This window comes from Streptomyces sp. 6-11-2 (genome assembly GCF_006540305.1).
In the GTDB taxonomy this organism is placed as follows: domain Bacteria; phylum Actinomycetota; class Actinomycetes; order Streptomycetales; family Streptomycetaceae; genus Streptomyces.
The window spans coordinates 450,351-464,444 of record NZ_BJOR01000001.1 but is presented as its reverse complement, the minus strand read 5'-3'; the positions used below and the strand labels follow the sequence as shown (position 1 = coordinate 464,444).

General features: G+C 71.3%; 14 protein-coding genes. 5 read left to right on the top strand and 9 right to left on the bottom strand.

Annotated features, from left to right (window positions below; translation table 11 throughout):
- Nucleotides 1–172: 172 nt before the first annotated feature.
- The 5 genes from TNCT6_RS02145 to TNCT6_RS02125 all read right to left on the bottom strand — a co-directional run bounded on the left by TNCT6_RS02145 (nucleotide 173) and on the right by TNCT6_RS02125 (nucleotide 5,067).
- Complete coding sequence (locus tag TNCT6_RS02145; protein WP_172632774.1) at nucleotides 173–1,315, bottom strand: alpha/beta fold hydrolase; 1,143 nt, start codon at nucleotides 1,313–1,315, stop codon at nucleotides 173–175.
- 251 nt (nucleotides 1,316–1,566) lie between these two features.
- Nucleotides 1,567–2,334: a thioesterase II family protein gene (locus tag TNCT6_RS02140; RefSeq protein ID WP_141356002.1), complete on the bottom strand. Its 768-nt coding sequence runs from the start codon at nucleotides 2,332–2,334 to the stop codon at nucleotides 1,567–1,569.
- Complete coding sequence (locus TNCT6_RS02135) at nucleotides 2,331–2,522, bottom strand: hypothetical protein (protein ID WP_141356000.1); 192 nt, start codon at nucleotides 2,520–2,522, stop codon at nucleotides 2,331–2,333. Before TNCT6_RS02135 ends, TNCT6_RS02140 begins: the two co-directional genes overlap by 4 nt.
- A 165-nt stretch (nucleotides 2,523–2,687) precedes the next feature.
- Nucleotides 2,688–3,071, bottom strand: a complete 384-nt coding sequence (locus tag TNCT6_RS02130; protein ID WP_141355998.1) for a DUF5132 domain-containing protein — start codon at nucleotides 3,069–3,071, stop codon at nucleotides 2,688–2,690.
- Between the two features lie 235 nt (nucleotides 3,072–3,306).
- The gene (locus tag TNCT6_RS02125) at nucleotides 3,307–5,067 is read right to left on the bottom strand and encodes a DUF885 family protein (RefSeq protein WP_141355996.1); all 1,761 of its coding nucleotides are present in this window, start codon (nucleotides 5,065–5,067) and stop codon (nucleotides 3,307–3,309) included.
- Nucleotides 5,068–5,348: 281 nt separating this feature from the next.
- Between TNCT6_RS02125 and TNCT6_RS02120 the strand changes: the two genes are divergently transcribed.
- The 5 genes from TNCT6_RS02120 to TNCT6_RS02100 all read left to right on the top strand — a co-directional run bounded on the left by TNCT6_RS02120 (nucleotide 5,349) and on the right by TNCT6_RS02100 (nucleotide 11,503).
- Nucleotides 5,349–6,821: an ABC transporter substrate-binding protein gene (locus TNCT6_RS02120; protein ID WP_253266000.1), complete on the top strand. Its 1,473-nt coding sequence runs from the start codon at nucleotides 5,349–5,351 to the stop codon at nucleotides 6,819–6,821.
- Between the two features lie 51 nt (nucleotides 6,822–6,872).
- Entirely contained in the window at nucleotides 6,873–7,859 is a 987-nt protein-coding gene (locus TNCT6_RS02115) for an ABC transporter permease (protein ID WP_141355992.1), read from the top strand.
- A gap of 94 nt (nucleotides 7,860–7,953) precedes the next feature.
- The gene (locus TNCT6_RS02110) at nucleotides 7,954–9,807 is read left to right on the top strand and encodes a dipeptide/oligopeptide/nickel ABC transporter permease/ATP-binding protein (protein ID WP_373996141.1); all 1,854 of its coding nucleotides are present in this window, start codon (nucleotides 7,954–7,956) and stop codon (nucleotides 9,805–9,807) included.
- The gene (locus tag TNCT6_RS02105) at nucleotides 9,804–10,865 is read left to right on the top strand and encodes an ABC transporter ATP-binding protein (RefSeq protein WP_253265999.1); all 1,062 of its coding nucleotides are present in this window, start codon (nucleotides 9,804–9,806) and stop codon (nucleotides 10,863–10,865) included. Before TNCT6_RS02110 ends, TNCT6_RS02105 begins: the two co-directional genes overlap by 4 nt.
- A complete protein-coding gene (locus TNCT6_RS02100) occupies nucleotides 10,862–11,503 on the top strand; it encodes an FAD-dependent oxidoreductase (RefSeq protein ID WP_253265998.1) in 642 nt (213 codons plus the stop codon). The genes TNCT6_RS02105 and TNCT6_RS02100 overlap by 4 nt, the downstream gene beginning before the upstream one ends.
- 123 nt (nucleotides 11,504–11,626) lie before the next feature.
- On the opposite strand, the gene TNCT6_RS02095 is transcribed toward TNCT6_RS02100, so the two are convergent.
- Genes TNCT6_RS02095 through TNCT6_RS02080 form a run of 4 tightly spaced genes read right to left on the bottom strand, consistent with a single transcriptional unit; the run spans nucleotide 11,627 to nucleotide 14,090 of the window.
- Nucleotides 11,627–11,815 (bottom strand): hypothetical protein, encoded by a 189-nt coding sequence (locus TNCT6_RS02095; protein WP_253265997.1) that lies wholly within the window; start codon nucleotides 11,813–11,815, stop codon nucleotides 11,627–11,629.
- A 31-nt stretch (nucleotides 11,816–11,846) separates the two neighbouring features.
- Nucleotides 11,847–12,584 (bottom strand): SRPBCC domain-containing protein, encoded by a 738-nt coding sequence (locus tag TNCT6_RS02090; RefSeq protein WP_141355986.1) that lies wholly within the window; start codon nucleotides 12,582–12,584, stop codon nucleotides 11,847–11,849.
- Nucleotides 12,585–12,616: 32 nt separating this feature from the next.
- Nucleotides 12,617–13,864 (bottom strand): cytochrome P450, encoded by a 1,248-nt coding sequence (locus tag TNCT6_RS02085; protein WP_141355984.1) that lies wholly within the window; start codon nucleotides 13,862–13,864, stop codon nucleotides 12,617–12,619.
- A gap of 10 nt (nucleotides 13,865–13,874) precedes the next feature.
- On the bottom strand, nucleotides 13,875–14,090 hold the full coding sequence (locus TNCT6_RS02080; protein ID WP_141365951.1) for an MbtH family protein: 216 nt from the start codon (nucleotides 14,088–14,090) through the stop codon (nucleotides 13,875–13,877).
- Between the last annotated feature and the right edge of the window lie 4 nt (nucleotides 14,091–14,094).

The window sequence follows — 14,094 nt, the reverse complement described above, 5'->3', positions numbered from 1 at the left end:
CGGTTGCCGCCGTCGCACCTGCCGCTACCGCCCGGCCGGCGGTGCTGGCAGAAATATCACCCCCACCGAAAAACACCGTAGTCGGCCCTCGGCCGATACGCCCGGGGACGCCGACGCCTTTCATTCGTTCGGGCGGAGACGCGCCGGATCAGACCGTGGCCGCGGAGCGGGGTCAGAAGGGGTCCGGTGCGCCCGGCGTGCGTTCGTCCAGCAGTGATCCCACCACCTGCACGACGAACTCGGGTACGCGGTCGGGAAAATCGTGGCCGGTTCCCTCCGGGGTGTAGACCCTCCGGGCAGCGCTTGAGGCTGCGAGAAAGCGTTCTCTCACGGTGAGGAAGAAGTGCCGTACGCGGGCGCTCTCCTCCGGATCGTCGACCGTGTCGAAGATCTTGTCACCGCCCGTCAGATCGCGTGGCGCCACGAGGAGGAGAGGGAGCGAACCGAGCTCGCCGTCGTGTACGACCGTCTGCCAACCGTCTCGGGTGATGCCGCCCGGCGACAACTGTCGCAGGATCGATGCCGCGGCGCAGTTCGCCTTGGTCCTGGTCTCGATCACGGCGAGAACCTCCGTCGGGTCCTCGGAAGAGTGTGCCTCGTTGCCGCGCAAGAAGGCGTGGAGGCCGAAGAGGTGGCGCAGCGCGAGGGCGGTCTGGTCCCTCACGGCATGCCGCAGGGCCGGAAGCGACGGGCCGAAGGCGACGACATCGGGCGGGGTGGGATCGAGCAGCACCAGACCGGCCACCAGGTCGGGGCGGCGCCTGGCGGTGTTGGCCATGAGCAGTCCCCCGAAGGAGTGCCCCACGAAGACGTAGGGCCCCTTTTCGCCGGCCCGCTCCAGGGCCGTGAGCAGTTCGACGGCTTCGGCTGCCGTCGTGCGCGGGAACGGGCCCGGGTCGCTCCAGCCGGAGCCCGGACGGTCCACCAGGACCGAACGCGTCCGTTCCCGCGTCAGTGCGTGCAGCCGGTACATGGCGTACCCGCCGGCATGGCCACCCGGCATCCAGACCACGGTGGGCCTCGGTCCGGCATCTCCCTCGGCGAGGACGTGCATGCGGTAGCCGCCCACGTCGACCATGCGTCCGGGTGGCGGATACCTCACCCGTACCCGGGCCACATGCACCAGATGGCGGAGAGACCCGAGACCGAGCGCGAGGGCCACGGCGCAGAGCACGCCGCCGAGAATGCGCCAGCCGCTTCCCAGGGTGACGCACCACGCGCCCGCGGCCGCCGGCAGCAGGGCGATGGCCAGCCCGGCCCAGTCCCGGCTGAGCAGCCGGAGTATCGTGTCGGCGACACGTGTGCCCGGTCGCATGGTTCCCTCTCCGTCCCAGCCTTCGTGGCCGCTGCCAGGGACACCGGGCGTCTCAGCGCCCGGCACGAGCATCGTCCCCTGAAACCCCCGCGGGCGCCATGCGCGGTGTCGGGCCCTGCCTTCCAGCACGGCCGTACGGGCATCCCCCGGGGCCGAGGTGCATACCTGGCCGAGGACCGGCAACACACGGCGCCTGGCCCTTGTGGGTGCGTGATGAACGTCCAGATTCCCGATACGGGGGCATACCACCGTCAGGCCTGGTCCGCGCCGCACGCGCGCGCAAGGCGTGTTGCCACGTCCGCGACCACTTCGGTCTCCCGGGGCACGAGATAGAAGTGGTCCCCGGGAAACGAGCACAGCTCGAAGGAACCCGGGGCAGCGAGGTCGGACCAGGCGAGGACCCGGTCGAGCACGCAACTCGGATCGTCCTGGCCGACGTACGCGGTGATCGGTGCCTTGACCGGAGTCGGATGCGGGGGATGGTAGCCCTCGATGAGCCGGTAGTCCGCCCGGAGGGCGGGCAGCAGCAGGTCACGCAGCTCCGGGATGTCGTAGACCTCCGAGTGCAGGTCTCCGAGGTGCCGGACGCGGGTGATCAGGGTCTTGTCGTCGGCACTGTGCAGTGCGGTGCGTTCGGCCCGCTGGGGGGCCTCGTGCGCGGACACCAGCAGGTGTTCGGGGACGATGCCGCGGGCCTCCAGCCGCAGGGCCAGCTCGTAGGCGACGCAGGCGCCCATGCTGTGTCCGAAGAGCGCAAGTGGCCGGTCGAGCCAGGGCCGCAGCGCGTCCTCGATCGTGTCGGCCAGGGTGGCCATGTCGTCGATGCAGGCTTCCGCGAGCCGGTCCTGGCGGCCGGGGTACCGCACGGCGAGTACCTCGACCTCCTCCGGTAGCAGCGCGGGCCAGCCGTGGAACAGCTGTGCCGTGCCGCCGGCGTGCGGGAAGCACACCAGTCGGAGCCTGGGGTCCGCCGCGCGCCGATGGACACGGAACCACTTGTTCGCGTCGTGCGCCGTCATCGCTGTCGGAGACCACCCAGCTGCGAGGAGTTGAGCTTGGAGAGGAAGGTGGGAAGCTGCTCCACCACTCTCCTGGACACGTATGCGGTCTGCACGGTGTGGCGCAGGCGATCGGTCACGACGAGTTTGTAGGCGCTGCCTTCCTGGATGAGTTCGGCGGAATACAGGGGTGTTCCGGTCGCAGACATCCGACCTGCCTCCATCAAAGTCCTTCTTCTCCGGTCCTGCCCTCCGTGACGCCGAACGGCGGCAGACGAAAGGCGGCGTGGAGATGTGTGCAGAGCGGCCGACGGCACGTGGAAAGCACTGGTCTCGCGTCGGGCCGTGACATCCAGCGCGCCGGGGACAGCGACTCAGTGCACATTGGCAACGGCCGAACCGGCGCCGCGGGCCTTGCCGGCGGCCTTGCTCTCGCCGCCGGCCTGTGCCGCGTGGGCCACTGCGGCCGTGGGTGCCGGCCCAGTGCCCGATTCGGTCCGGCCCGCGATGCCGGCCGCCGGGGCGCCGGTGTCGGTGCCGTGCTCGACTCCCTGCGTCATCTGGACGGCGAGCATTTCGGCGGTCGCCTCGGCCGCGAGATCCTGGATTCCCTCGCCGGCTTCGTGGACGGCCCGCTTGACTTCGATTCCCAGGCCCACCGACGTTTTGACGAGCCCCCGCATGAGGGGCTTACCCAGCCTTTTGACCAGGGAGGCGGTGATCAGGCCGATCAGGAAAGGAGGTACTACAGGGGGCATGGCAGGACGTCCTTCTCTTCTGCCGAGAAAACGATGGCGGAAAGGCAGCTGGAGGTGAACAGGAAAACTCCGATGACATGCAGGGGTACCGCATCGTCGAACCCGCACGCCTCATCACAGAGAGTATCCAGGGTTGAGCGAACAGCCACCGGTTCCGCCGTGGCCTTCACTCATTCGAGTAGAACGGCCTGTCCATGACGGCCTGTTCAGGCCATTCAACGGCCGGAACCCGACGTCACCCGCCTTCTTCGGGTGACCACTGGTACCTCTGCTGATGGTCGGACGCCCCGTGCAGTTCTCTCGCCAGCCGTCGGCGCAGGGCGGGAAACGGCAGCGTTCCGCCGGCCAGCACGGCCTCGTGAAAGGCGCGCACGTCGAACGCGGCGCCGGATACGCGTTCGCACGCTGCCCGCAATGCCGTGAACTCCGTATGGCCCGCCCGGTACGTCAGCGCCTGTCCCGGCATGTCGGTCGCGTAGCGCAGCAGCTCGCTCGTGATCTGCGTCTCTGATTCGGCCGCCGCGTGGGCGCGCATGAAGGCGCGCGCCTGCTCCAGCGTCATGGTCCCGAGGTTGAGGCCGGTGTCGACGACCAGGCGCTGCGCGGTGAACCGTTCATGGGCCAGACGTCCGTACGCGTCCCACGGGTCGTCGTACAGCCCCATCTCCCAGGCGAGCCCCGCCGCGTACTCCGCCCAGCCCTCCTGGAACCCGCTGAAGGGCACCAGTTCGCGTCGCAGGTCGGGCAGCGTGGTGCTCTCGGCCTGACGGGCGAGGTGGAAGTGGTGTCCGGGCGCCAGCTCGTGGTAGATCAGCGCGGCCGCGCCGAGCAGTGACCGGTGTGCCAGGTCCGAGGCGTTGTAGCGGTAACGGCCCACCGGTTGCGCGGCGGTCGGCGGGTCGTAGTAGCCGAAAGTCATCGACGCCTCCAGCGCCGGATCGAGGCGGGCCACGCCGTACGGGGCGTCGGGCAGGACCGTGAACCAGCGTGGCAGCAGCGGCGTGAGGCGGTCGAGGTGTCCGCGGTAGCGGGCCTCGACCTCCTTCGGGGTGGCGGCGTACAGGCGGGGCTCGGTCGCGAGTCGTTCATGGAACTCGGCCTCCGTACTCGCGAAGCCGAGCGTGGCTCGCATCTGCCGCATCCGCTCGTTGAGTTCGCGGCAGTGCTCCAGGCCGAGTTCGTGGAGGCGTTCGGGTGACGTGTCGCCGGAGGTGTACGTCCTGACGAAGGCCCGGTACGCCGCTTCGCCTTCCGGGTAGTGGGCCCATCCGACGGCCTGCGGTGCCCCCCTGAGGTAGTCCGGGTCGTCCACAAGGGCGAGGAGGCGGTCGAACGCCGGCTCCAGTTCGGTGGCCACGAGCCGCGCCACCGCGTCGTGCAGGCGGCCCCTGCTCGCCGCGTCGAGTCGGGCGAGCCGCTCGGCGTCCGCTTGGACGTACCGCGTTGCCGATGCCCGCAGCCGGATGAGGGTGGTGTGGACCCCGGCCAGCGCCGGGGCCGGGATGCGGAAGCCTCGTGCCGCCTGCCCGGCGGCCTTGTCACCGATCGTCGCGACGCAGCGGGCCAGATCCCGTACGAGGGACATGTACCGGTCCGCGTCGGCCCGCTGCTCGAAGCGGAACGGGCGGAAGACCGTGTCACCGTACTGCTGGAGGCCGAAGAGCTGGTACGGCGTGGCGGTGGGGGTGAGCCAGTGGAAGCGTCCCGCCTCCGCTTCCTGTTCGGCCAGCGCCTGAACGAAGTCCGCGGTGTCGGCGGAGGGACCGGGCAGCACCGCGGGCCGCAGCGTTTCCAGCCGGTTCAGCACCCCCGACGCGAACCCGGCGCGCTCGTCGGTCTCCGCGGCGGACACCCCCGGCAGCGACTCGACCGGCAGTCCGCGGCGTGTCCGCAGCGACGGCTCGCGGGCGAGCAGGAAGTCCCAGTACGAGGCCGCGAGTCGGTCGATCTCCCGCGCCGCCGAGCCGTCCGGGAGGTCCGATGAGTGGTTCGCCATGGTGCCAGTGTGCGGCCCAGGTGACTCTGCATCAGAAGTGGAGATCAACCGCGAGTCGGGGGCTTCACTCGGACGGGGGAATTCGTCCGCCCCGTTCGTGTCCGGCCCGGGGGAGGCGGTCCGGCGCCGTAGATCTCGGTGGCACGATGAACATCATGCGCCGCCGAACCGTGTCGTTTCCCAGGGCCCGGTCGGCCGCGGTGGCGTCCGCCGTTATCGCGTCAGCCGTGCTGGCCGGTTGCGGCGGCGACGATGTGTCATCGACCCACACCCCTGTCGTCGTGGGGGGAACCGTCACGATCGCCACCGCATCAGAGACCCCGAGTTTCCACCCGTACGCGCAGTTCGGCTCCGCCCTGGCTCCTTATGCCTACGACTCGTTGGTCGCCATGGCACCGGACGGGCAGGTGGTGTCGGGCCTGGCCGAGACGTGGCGGGCCGGGGCCACTTCGGCGAGTTTCACTTTGCGCAAGGGCGTGACCTGCTCCGACGGCACGATCCTCACGGCTTCCGGGGTGGCCCGGTCACTGAGCTATGCGAGCGATCCCCACAACCGGCTCGTCGGCGCCCGGGCGGCACTGCCCGGTGTGCCGTTCACGGCGTCGGCCGACGACGCGGCCCGGACGGTGTCGGTGCGGATGGCGTCGCCGTACAGCTTCATCGTGCGGACGATCGGTGTGCTTCCCATTGTCTGCCCCGCCGGGCTGGCGGACCCCGGCGCGCTGGACAGGAGCACACGGGGCACCGGGCCGTACGTGCTGAGCGGCTACACCTCGGGCGGCCCGTACCTCTTCACACGGCGCAAGGGGTATGCGTGGGGGCCGCGCGGAGCGACGAACGCGGCCGCGGGCCAGCCTGAGCGGATCGTGGTGTCGGTGGTGCCGCAGGAGTCCACGGTGGCCAACCTGCTGCTCACGGGCGGCGTGAACATCGCGACGGTGACCGGCCCGGACCGCGCGCGGCTGACCGGCCACGGCCTGGCCACCGCCCAGGTGCCGACCGTGGTGGGGCTGACCTTCTTCAACGAACGGTCCGGCCGCCCCTTGAGTGATCCCGTGCTGCGTCAGGCACTGGTGGGGGCCCTGGACCGCAAGGGCCTCGCCAATGTGGCGATCGGCGGCGACGGAACGCCCGCGAGCCACCTGACCGCCGAGAACTCCGTCTGCCATGCCGATGTGGCCACCCGGAACCTGCCCTCGCGCAGCGCCGTGGGAGCCTTGGGCGCCGCGGGCTGGACGAAGAACGCACGGGGCAGGCTGGTCAAGCAGGGCCGGCCGCTGCGGCTGCGGCTGCTCAGCAGCGCCGACTTCGGCTCCACCCTTCCGTCGGTCGCCGAACTGATGGCCGCCACCTGGCAGGCGCTGGGCGCGGACGTCGACCTCGTCAGCGAGAGCCGCAACGCGGTGGTACAGGCCATGTACCAGAGCGGGGACTTCGACGTCGTGGTCGGCAGCTCGCCGGGTCCGCCACTGCCCGCGCAACTCGTCCCGTACTTCTCCGGTCCGCCGCCCTCGCGGGGACTGAACTTCGCACACGTCGTCAACCGCGCCTACGACCGCTTCGTCGCCCTCGCGCTGCGCGCGCCGGGCACGGCCAGCTGCGCGGACTGGAACAGGGCCGCCGCGGCGCTGTTCCGCTCGGCCGACGCGCTGCCCGTCGCCGACGGCACGGGCACGGTGTACGGCTACCGGACGACCTTCGCCGTCGCGCACGGCGGCCAGGTCGTACCGACCAGCATCCGCCTGCACAGATAGCGGCGGCGGACGCAGCACCCGGCCGACCACCACCAGTCGAGGAGGTCTCCCATGAGGACCGTGTCCGCACGGCTCGGTGCCCTGGCCCGGCGCCACCCGTGGGTGGTGTTCTGCTGCCGGCGTACGGTGCGGCTGACGGTCTCCCTCTTCGTCGTCGTCACCGCTTCCTTCGCGATGATCCGGCTGGTGCCCGGTGACCCCGTCCGGGCCGCGCTGGGCGTGGACGCCCCGCCGGACCTGGTAGCGGCGAAACGGCACGAACTCGGCCTGGATCACGGCCTGTCGGCACAGTACTGGCGGTATCTGCGGCATCTGGCCCACGGGGACCTCGGGGTCTCCCTGGTGACCGGCGAGCCGGTGGCCGACCTGATCAGGGCACGTCTGCCGGCCACCTTGCTGCTGGCTGTCCTGGCCTTCGCCTGCGTGCTCGTCGTCGCCCTCCCCGGAGGGCTGCTCGCCGCGGTGTGGACACGCGGAGGGCGGCGGCCGCGGGCGGAGCTGGCGTTCACCGCCACCACCTCCGTCATGGCGGGCGTGCCGGACTTCGTGCTCGCGGCGGGTCTCACCGCGGGACTGGCGGTCGCGCTGCGCATCTTTCCGGTGGCCGGCGACCTTGGTCCCCAGTCCTACGTGCTGCCCGTGCTCGCGCTGGCCCTCGCTCCGACCGCGGTTCTCCTGCGGATCGTACGGGTGGAGACGCTCAAGGTTCTCGCAACGGACTATCTGCGTGCCGCCCGCGCGAAACGGCTGCCCGCCGTCCCGCTCTACCTGCGCCACGTGGCACCGAACACGCTGACCGCGTCGCTGACGGTCGCCGGGAACCTCCTGCCGGCCCTGATCGCGGGGACCGTACTGGTCGAGAAGGTGTTCGCCTGGCCGGGCATCGGGTCGGCCATGGCGCAGTCCGTGGCCGCACAGGACTACGCGGTGGTCGAGGCGTCGGTCCTGGTGCTGGGCTCGGCCGTCCTCGTGGTGAACTTCCTGGTCGATCTGGCCCTCGCGCTGCTCGACCCCCGATCCGTCATCCGGGAGACGTGATCCGATGGTGTTGTCCTCCCCTTCCCCGCTCACGCCGCGTGCCACCGCCGGGCGGTCTCGTGCGACCCGCTCGGGCTGGTCCACACCGATGGGCGTGATCACCCTGGCGATGCTCGGATCGCTCGTCGTACTGGCCGTCGCGGGGGCGGTGCTGTGGGGGCAGGCCGCCGACCGTCCGGACCCGTCGGCGGTGCTCCGGGGACCCACTGCAAGTCATCTGCTCGGCACGGACCACCTCGGGCGCGACCTGCTCGCCCGGCTGCTCGCGGCGACCGGGCTCTCCCTGCTGCTGGCCGTCGCGGCAACGCTCCTCGGCGCGACGGCCGGGATCACACTCGGGGCGCTCACCGCCGTCGTCGGCGGACGCGCCCGCCGCCTGCTGGGAGCCCTGATCAACCTTCTGCTGGCCTTCCCCGCACTCCTCGTCGCGATGTTCTTCGCGGCCCTCTTCGGCGCGGGCGCGGGTGGGGCGGTGTGCGCACTCGCCGTCGCCTGTGCACCGGGCTTCGCGCGGATCACCCAGACCCTCGCCGCCAAAGTGGCCGGAACCGACTTCATGGCGGCCGCGCGCGTGCTCGGCCTGCGCCGCCACCGGCTCCTCCTGCGCCATGTCCTGCCCCACATCGCCGAACCGCTGTTGCTCAACACCACGGTCGCCGCGGGCTCGGCACTCGTGGCCCTGTCGGGACTGAGCTTCCTCGGACTGGGGGTGCAGCCCCCCTCGTACGACTGGGGGCTCCTGCTCAGCCAGGGACTGGACCGCATCTACACCGAACCGCTGACCGCCGTGGCACCCGGCATCGCCATCGCGTACGCCGCCGTGGCCTTCCAACTGCTCGGCGAGATACTGGCCGGAGCCGCCGCGCGCCGCGCCCGCCCAGGGCAGTCGGCAGAACCCGCGCCACACCCGGCGCGCACCGGCCTTCCGGAAGCCGCGGACCACGTGCTGGAGCTGGAAGATCTGCGGGTCGCCCTTCCCACGGCGGAGGGGGTGGTCCGGCCCGTCCGCGGTGTCACCCTCGCCCTGCGGCGCGGCGAGATGGTCGGCCTGGTCGGCGAGTCCGGCTCCGGCAAGTCGCTGACGGCGCTCGCCATCTCCGACCTGCTGCCGGACGGCGCCTGCGCGACCTGGGGCATCCATCGGTTTCTCGGCGCGGACGCCGAGTCGTTGTCACGCAAAGAGCGACGCAGGCAGCTGGCGACGGGGATGGCGATGATCTTCCAGAACCCGGCCTCGGCCTTCAACCCGTCGCTCCGCATCGGAACGCAGATGACGGAGGCCGTGCGCGCACACCACCGCACCCCTCGTGCCGGGGCCGTCGAGCAGGCCCTGGTCCAGCTTCAGCGGGTCGCGCTGCCCGGCGGACGCCGGTTGCTGCGCTCCCGGCCCTTCCAGCTCTCCGGAGGTCAGCGCCAGCGAGTGGCGATCGCCGCCGCTTCGATGATGCGGCCCGACCTCATCGTCGCGGACGAGCCGACGACAGCCCTGGACGTCACCGTCCAGCGGCAGATCATGGACCTGCTCCACCGTATCCGGCGCGACGACGCCACCGCGATCCTCTTCATCAGCCACGACGTCGCCCTGGTGGCTGACGCCTGCGACCGGGTTCTGGTCATGTACGGGGGAACGATCGTGGAGAACCTTCCCGCCCGTGAGCTGGCGACCGGCGCACGGCATCCGTACACGCGGATGCTCGTCGCCTCGGTCCCGGATCCGGCCGCGGATCGCGACCACCCCCTGCACACCATCGAGGGAGGGCCGCCCGATCCGAGCGGTGCGGCCCGGGGCTGCCCGTTCCATGACCGCTGCCCGCATCGACTGGACCGGTGTGCCGTGGAGAGCCCCGTGTTGTCCCCGCTCGCCCCGGAGCACGAGGTCGCCTGCTGGCGGCCGCCGGCCCCGGCACAGTTCCACGGACGGCGTGAGACCGAAGAGGCGGAGAAGTGAGGGAAGAGGCAGGGCTGGTGCTCTACGACGTCAGCGTCCGCCACCACGGGCCGTTCGGACCGGTCACGGCGGTGGACGGGGTGTCACTGGAGGTTCCCCGGGGCACGACGGTCGGCCTGGTCGGCGAGTCCGGTTCGGGAAAGTCCACTCTGGCACGTGCGGTCGTCGGGCTGGACACCCCGTGCGCCGGGCGGATCACGGTCGGCGGCCGGGAGTACCGAGGGCGCCGGGCGGCCGATCGGCGTCGGCTGGGCCAACAGGTCCAACTGGTCTTCCAGGACCCGGACACGGCACTGGACCCCCGTATGACGGTCCGCCAGTCGCTCGCCGAAGCGGCCGGGGCCTTCGTCCGGCTGGACCGCCGCAGTCGCGAACAGCGCATCGAAGGACTGCTGGAACTCGTCGGTCTCGACATCGGCTGCGCCGACCGTGTGCCGCGGCAGCTCTCGGGCGGCCAGCGCCAACGCGTGGCCGTCGCCCGCGCGCTCGCCGTCGATCCAGCGGCACTCATCGCCGACGAAGTCACCTCGGCCCTCGACGTGTCGGTCCGGGCGGCGCTCCTCACCATGCTCCGGGGCCTGCAACGACGCATGGGCTTCGCCATGCTGTTCATCAGCCATGACCTCGCCGCCGTCCGCCATGTCTCGGACGTCGTCGCCGTGATGTACCTCGGCCGGATCGTCGAGACCGCCCCCACCGAGAACCTGCTGCGCGGCCCACGGCATCCCTACACGCGAACGCTGCTGTCCGCCGTGCCGAGCCTGCACCCCGGACGACGACCGGTCGGGGAGCCGTTCCTGTCCGGAGAAGTGCCCGACCCCGCGTCGCCACCGACCGGATGCCGCTTTCATCCGCGCTGCCCCGTCGGGCCGAACCGCCATCCCGAGCGGGACGTCTGCTCCGCACGGGACCCCCAGCAGGAGGCGGCCGGACAGCCGCACCGGGCCGCGTGCCACTTCCCGTATCCCGCCGACGACTGCCCGCCCCACGTCGGCAGCGTGCACCAGGACTCGGACGGTGACCGGGCTTCGCGAACCCCCGGGGACCCGCCGTCATGACGCCCGGGGAACCGGACACGCTTCCGTCCGGCGCGGACGCGGTCGTCGTGGGTGCCGGTGCGATCGGTGCCGCGGTGGCACTGGAACTGGCGCGAACCGGTCGGCGCGTCATGGTCGTCGACAAGTTCGGCGGCGTCGGTCACGGATCCACCAGTGCCTCCAGCGCGGTCATCCGTTTCAACTACTCGACCTGGGACGGTGTCGCCACCGCCTGGGAATCCCGGCACTGCTGGGCACGATGGGCGGAGCACCTGGGCGTGATCAACGCCGCCGGGCCTTGGTCGGCAGCGTTCGACCGGATGGCCGAGGTGGGAGCCGAGTTCACTGTGTCCACCTGGTTCGACACCCAAGTGACCAGGGCCGCACGCCGATTCCCGCTGCTGCGCGTTTCGAACCGGCCGACCGGCATCGCCGGTGCCTACGACGCCGCCGACGACTGGGCCCCATCTACGACCGCACCGATCTGCCCGGCTTCTACGTCGCGATGGGCACGAGCGGCAACCAGTTCAAGAACGCTCCGCCGGCGGGCCGATTCCTCGCCACCCTGGTCGAGCGCGTCGAGGCCGGCCACGACCATGACCGCGATCCGCCGCCGAACACACCGGCATCGTCGTCAACCTCGGTGCGTTCTCCCGTAAACGGCCCGTGGCCGAGGGTGCCGCCCCCCGAACGGTCATGGGCTGACCCGTGGCGCGGCGGGGCCGGTGCCGTCCGGGAGTTGCCGCGCCGGACGGCACCGGCCGCGTGACGTCGGAAGAGGTCTACCAGCGGCCGCGTGCGGGGGCGGAGCCGAGCTTGGAAGTCAGCACGGACAGGAAGGAAGGGAGCCTGTCGACCGCGGATTTGGGGACGGGGGTGACCTGGACCGTGTCCCGCACCACGTCCTGCACGACGAGCTTGTAGGTACCGTCTTCCCGGACGAGTTCGGCGGCGTAGAGCAGTGTTTCCACCAAGGGTCCTTCAGTTGTGGCGGGCGAGGGGTCAGGCGCCGTTGAGCCAGGCGTTCCACGCCTTGGTGGCCCGCTGTTCGTCCACGTCCTCGGCGAACAGGTGGTGGCCCAGCCAGATCGGCCAGTTCCAGGAGCTGCCGTTGAAGAACCGGTACAGCGCGTCCGGGCCGCGCAGGCCGACGAAGTCGGGGTTGAGCCAGTCCACGACCACCTCCTCCGAGCCTCCGTCAGGACCCGGGAGTTCGAGCGACAGCCGGTCGCCGACGGCCGTGTCGTCGGCGAGGCCGAGGCGTCGGCGCAGGGCGGCGAAGTCGGCCGGGTCGTCGGTGCGCTCGTCGCGGCCGGCCTTGACGTAGACGGCGGGGCGGCCGGCGAAGTGCCTCAGGTACTCGGCGAGGCCGTGCTGGTAGAAGTCGACGTGCTTCTCGGCCGCGTCCGCCTTGGTGTCCCAGTACTCGTCGACGACTCCCGTGTGCACCCAGTGGATGCCCATCCGCAGGTGACTGGTTGTGTCGTCGAGCGGCTCGATCCGGTAGGTGAGGGTGTTGGAGAACCCGTCGTCCAGGGCCACGCGTACGGCGAAGTGGTGCGGCGGTTCCCACGCCACGACGGTGCCGTCGGCCCGGGTGACCTTTCCGCCGACGTGCGGCTCGACCTCCATGGGGTACAGCCAGCCGAGGTTGCCGGCACCGGTGGCGACCGCGTGCCAGACCTGCTCGGGGGTGGCGGGCAGGTCCTGCTCCCGGCGGACCTCGAACTCTCGGGCCATGGTCAGTTTTCTCCTTCGTCGTCGTTCGTGTGTCAGTACGTGATCGGGAGGGCGTTCAGCCGTCGTTGCAGTGGGTTGGGCCGCCATTCGAGGGCCGCCCCGTCGGCCAGCCGCAGGTGCGGGAGCCGGCGGACCAGCGTGCCGACGGCCACCTCTGCCTGGAGTTTGGCCAGCGGACCGCCGAGGCAGAAGTGCGGGCCGTTGCCGAAGCTCAGGTGCCGGTTGCCGGGGCGGGACAGGTCGAGCCGGTCGGGCTCCTCGAAGCGCTCGGGATCACGGTTCGTCGCGGCGAGGAACAGGTACACCAACTCGCCCTCGCGCAGCGTCTGCCCGCCGATCTCGAGGTCCTCGGCCACCACCCGGACGATCGCCTGGGTCGGCGTGTCGTAGCGGGCGAGTTCGTCGACGGCCGTGCGGATCAGCGCGGGGTCCTCGCGCAACCGGGCCAGTTGGTCGGGGTGGCGCAGCAGGGCGAGCGTGCCGTTGCCGACCAGGTGGGTGGTGGTCTCGTCGCCCGCGGTGATCAGGACGAAGCAGGTGGACAGCAGTTCGGAGTCGGTGAGCCGGTCGTCCTGTGCCTGGGTCGCGACCAGGGCGCTGACCAGGTCGTCGCCCGGGACTGCCCGGCGTCGGCGGACGAGCCGGGCGAGGTATTCCTCGTACTGCTCGATCGCGGCCTCGGACTTGTCGATGTCCTCGGAGAGCCGGCCGAGGCGGCGGAACCAGCTCTTGACCTGCGGGCGATCCTCGGGCGGGATGCCGAACAACTCGCAGACGACGGACAGCGGCAGCGGGGAGGCGAGCGCCTCGATCAGGTCCATGGACGGCCCCGCCGCGACCGCCTCGTCGACGAGCCGGTCGACGATCCGCTGGATGCCGTCGCGCAGGGCTTCGACCCGCCGCGCGGTGAAGGCGCGGTTGGCCAGCTTGCGCAGCCGGGCGTGGTCCGGCGGGTCGGTGTTGGTCATCACCCGGCCGAGCCGGTCGGTGAGCCTGCTGAAGGCCTTCAGGTCGCCGCCGAGCGCGCCGTAGGCGCGGGTCATCCGGTCCCGGTCGTTGGACAGCCGCAGGTCTCCCAGGGCCGCCTCGACGTCGGCGTACCGGGTGAGGTACCAGATGCCCTGGCCGCTGCGGTGGACCGGGCTCTCCCGCCGCATGCGGGCGTAGAACGGGTACGGGTCCCGGCGGGCCTCGGGCGTCAGCAGTGCCGCGGCGAGGTCGCCGGGCCGGACGAGGCCCGCGGCACCGCGGGCCTCGTCCAGGGTCTCGGTGGAGGTCACGTCGGTCGCCCTACCGCTGGGCGTCCATGGCGTCGACGAGGCTCTTGGGCCGCATGTCGGTCCAGGCCTGCTCGACGTACTCCAGGCACGCGGCGTGGGTGTCGGGGCCGTGCGCGACGGTCCAGCCGGCGGGGACGTCCGCGAACTGCGGCCACAGTGAGTGCTGGTTCTCCTGGTTGACGAGCACAAGGAAGGTGCCGGCCTCGTCCTCGAACGGGTTGGTCATGGAC

Bases quoted from the DNA above. Each gene is read 5' to 3' on its own strand.
- TNCT6_RS02130 (WP_141355998.1), bottom strand. From the start codon at position 3,071: ATGCCCCCTGTAGTACCTCCTTTCCTGATCGGCCTGATCACCGCCTCC.
- TNCT6_RS02145 (WP_172632774.1), bottom strand. From the start codon at position 1,315: ATGCGACCGGGCACACGTGTCGCCGACACGATACTCCGGCTGCTCAGC.
- TNCT6_RS02125 (WP_141355996.1), bottom strand. From the start codon at position 5,067: ATGGCGAACCACTCATCGGACCTCCCGGACGGCTCGGCGGCGCGGGAG.
- TNCT6_RS02100 (WP_253265998.1), top strand. From the start codon at position 10,862: ATGACGCCCGGGGAACCGGACACGCTTCCGTCCGGCGCGGACGCGGTC.
- TNCT6_RS02135 (WP_141356000.1), bottom strand. From the start codon at position 2,522: ATGTCTGCGACCGGAACACCCCTGTATTCCGCCGAACTCATCCAGGAA.
- TNCT6_RS02080 (WP_141365951.1), bottom strand. From the start codon at position 14,090: ATGACCAACCCGTTCGAGGACGAGGCCGGCACCTTCCTTGTGCTCGTC.
- TNCT6_RS02115 (WP_141355992.1), top strand. From the start codon at position 6,873: ATGAGGACCGTGTCCGCACGGCTCGGTGCCCTGGCCCGGCGCCACCCG.
- TNCT6_RS02090 (WP_141355986.1), bottom strand. From the start codon at position 12,584: ATGGCCCGAGAGTTCGAGGTCCGCCGGGAGCAGGACCTGCCCGCCACC.
- TNCT6_RS02140 (WP_141356002.1), bottom strand. From the start codon at position 2,334: ATGACGGCGCACGACGCGAACAAGTGGTTCCGTGTCCATCGGCGCGCG.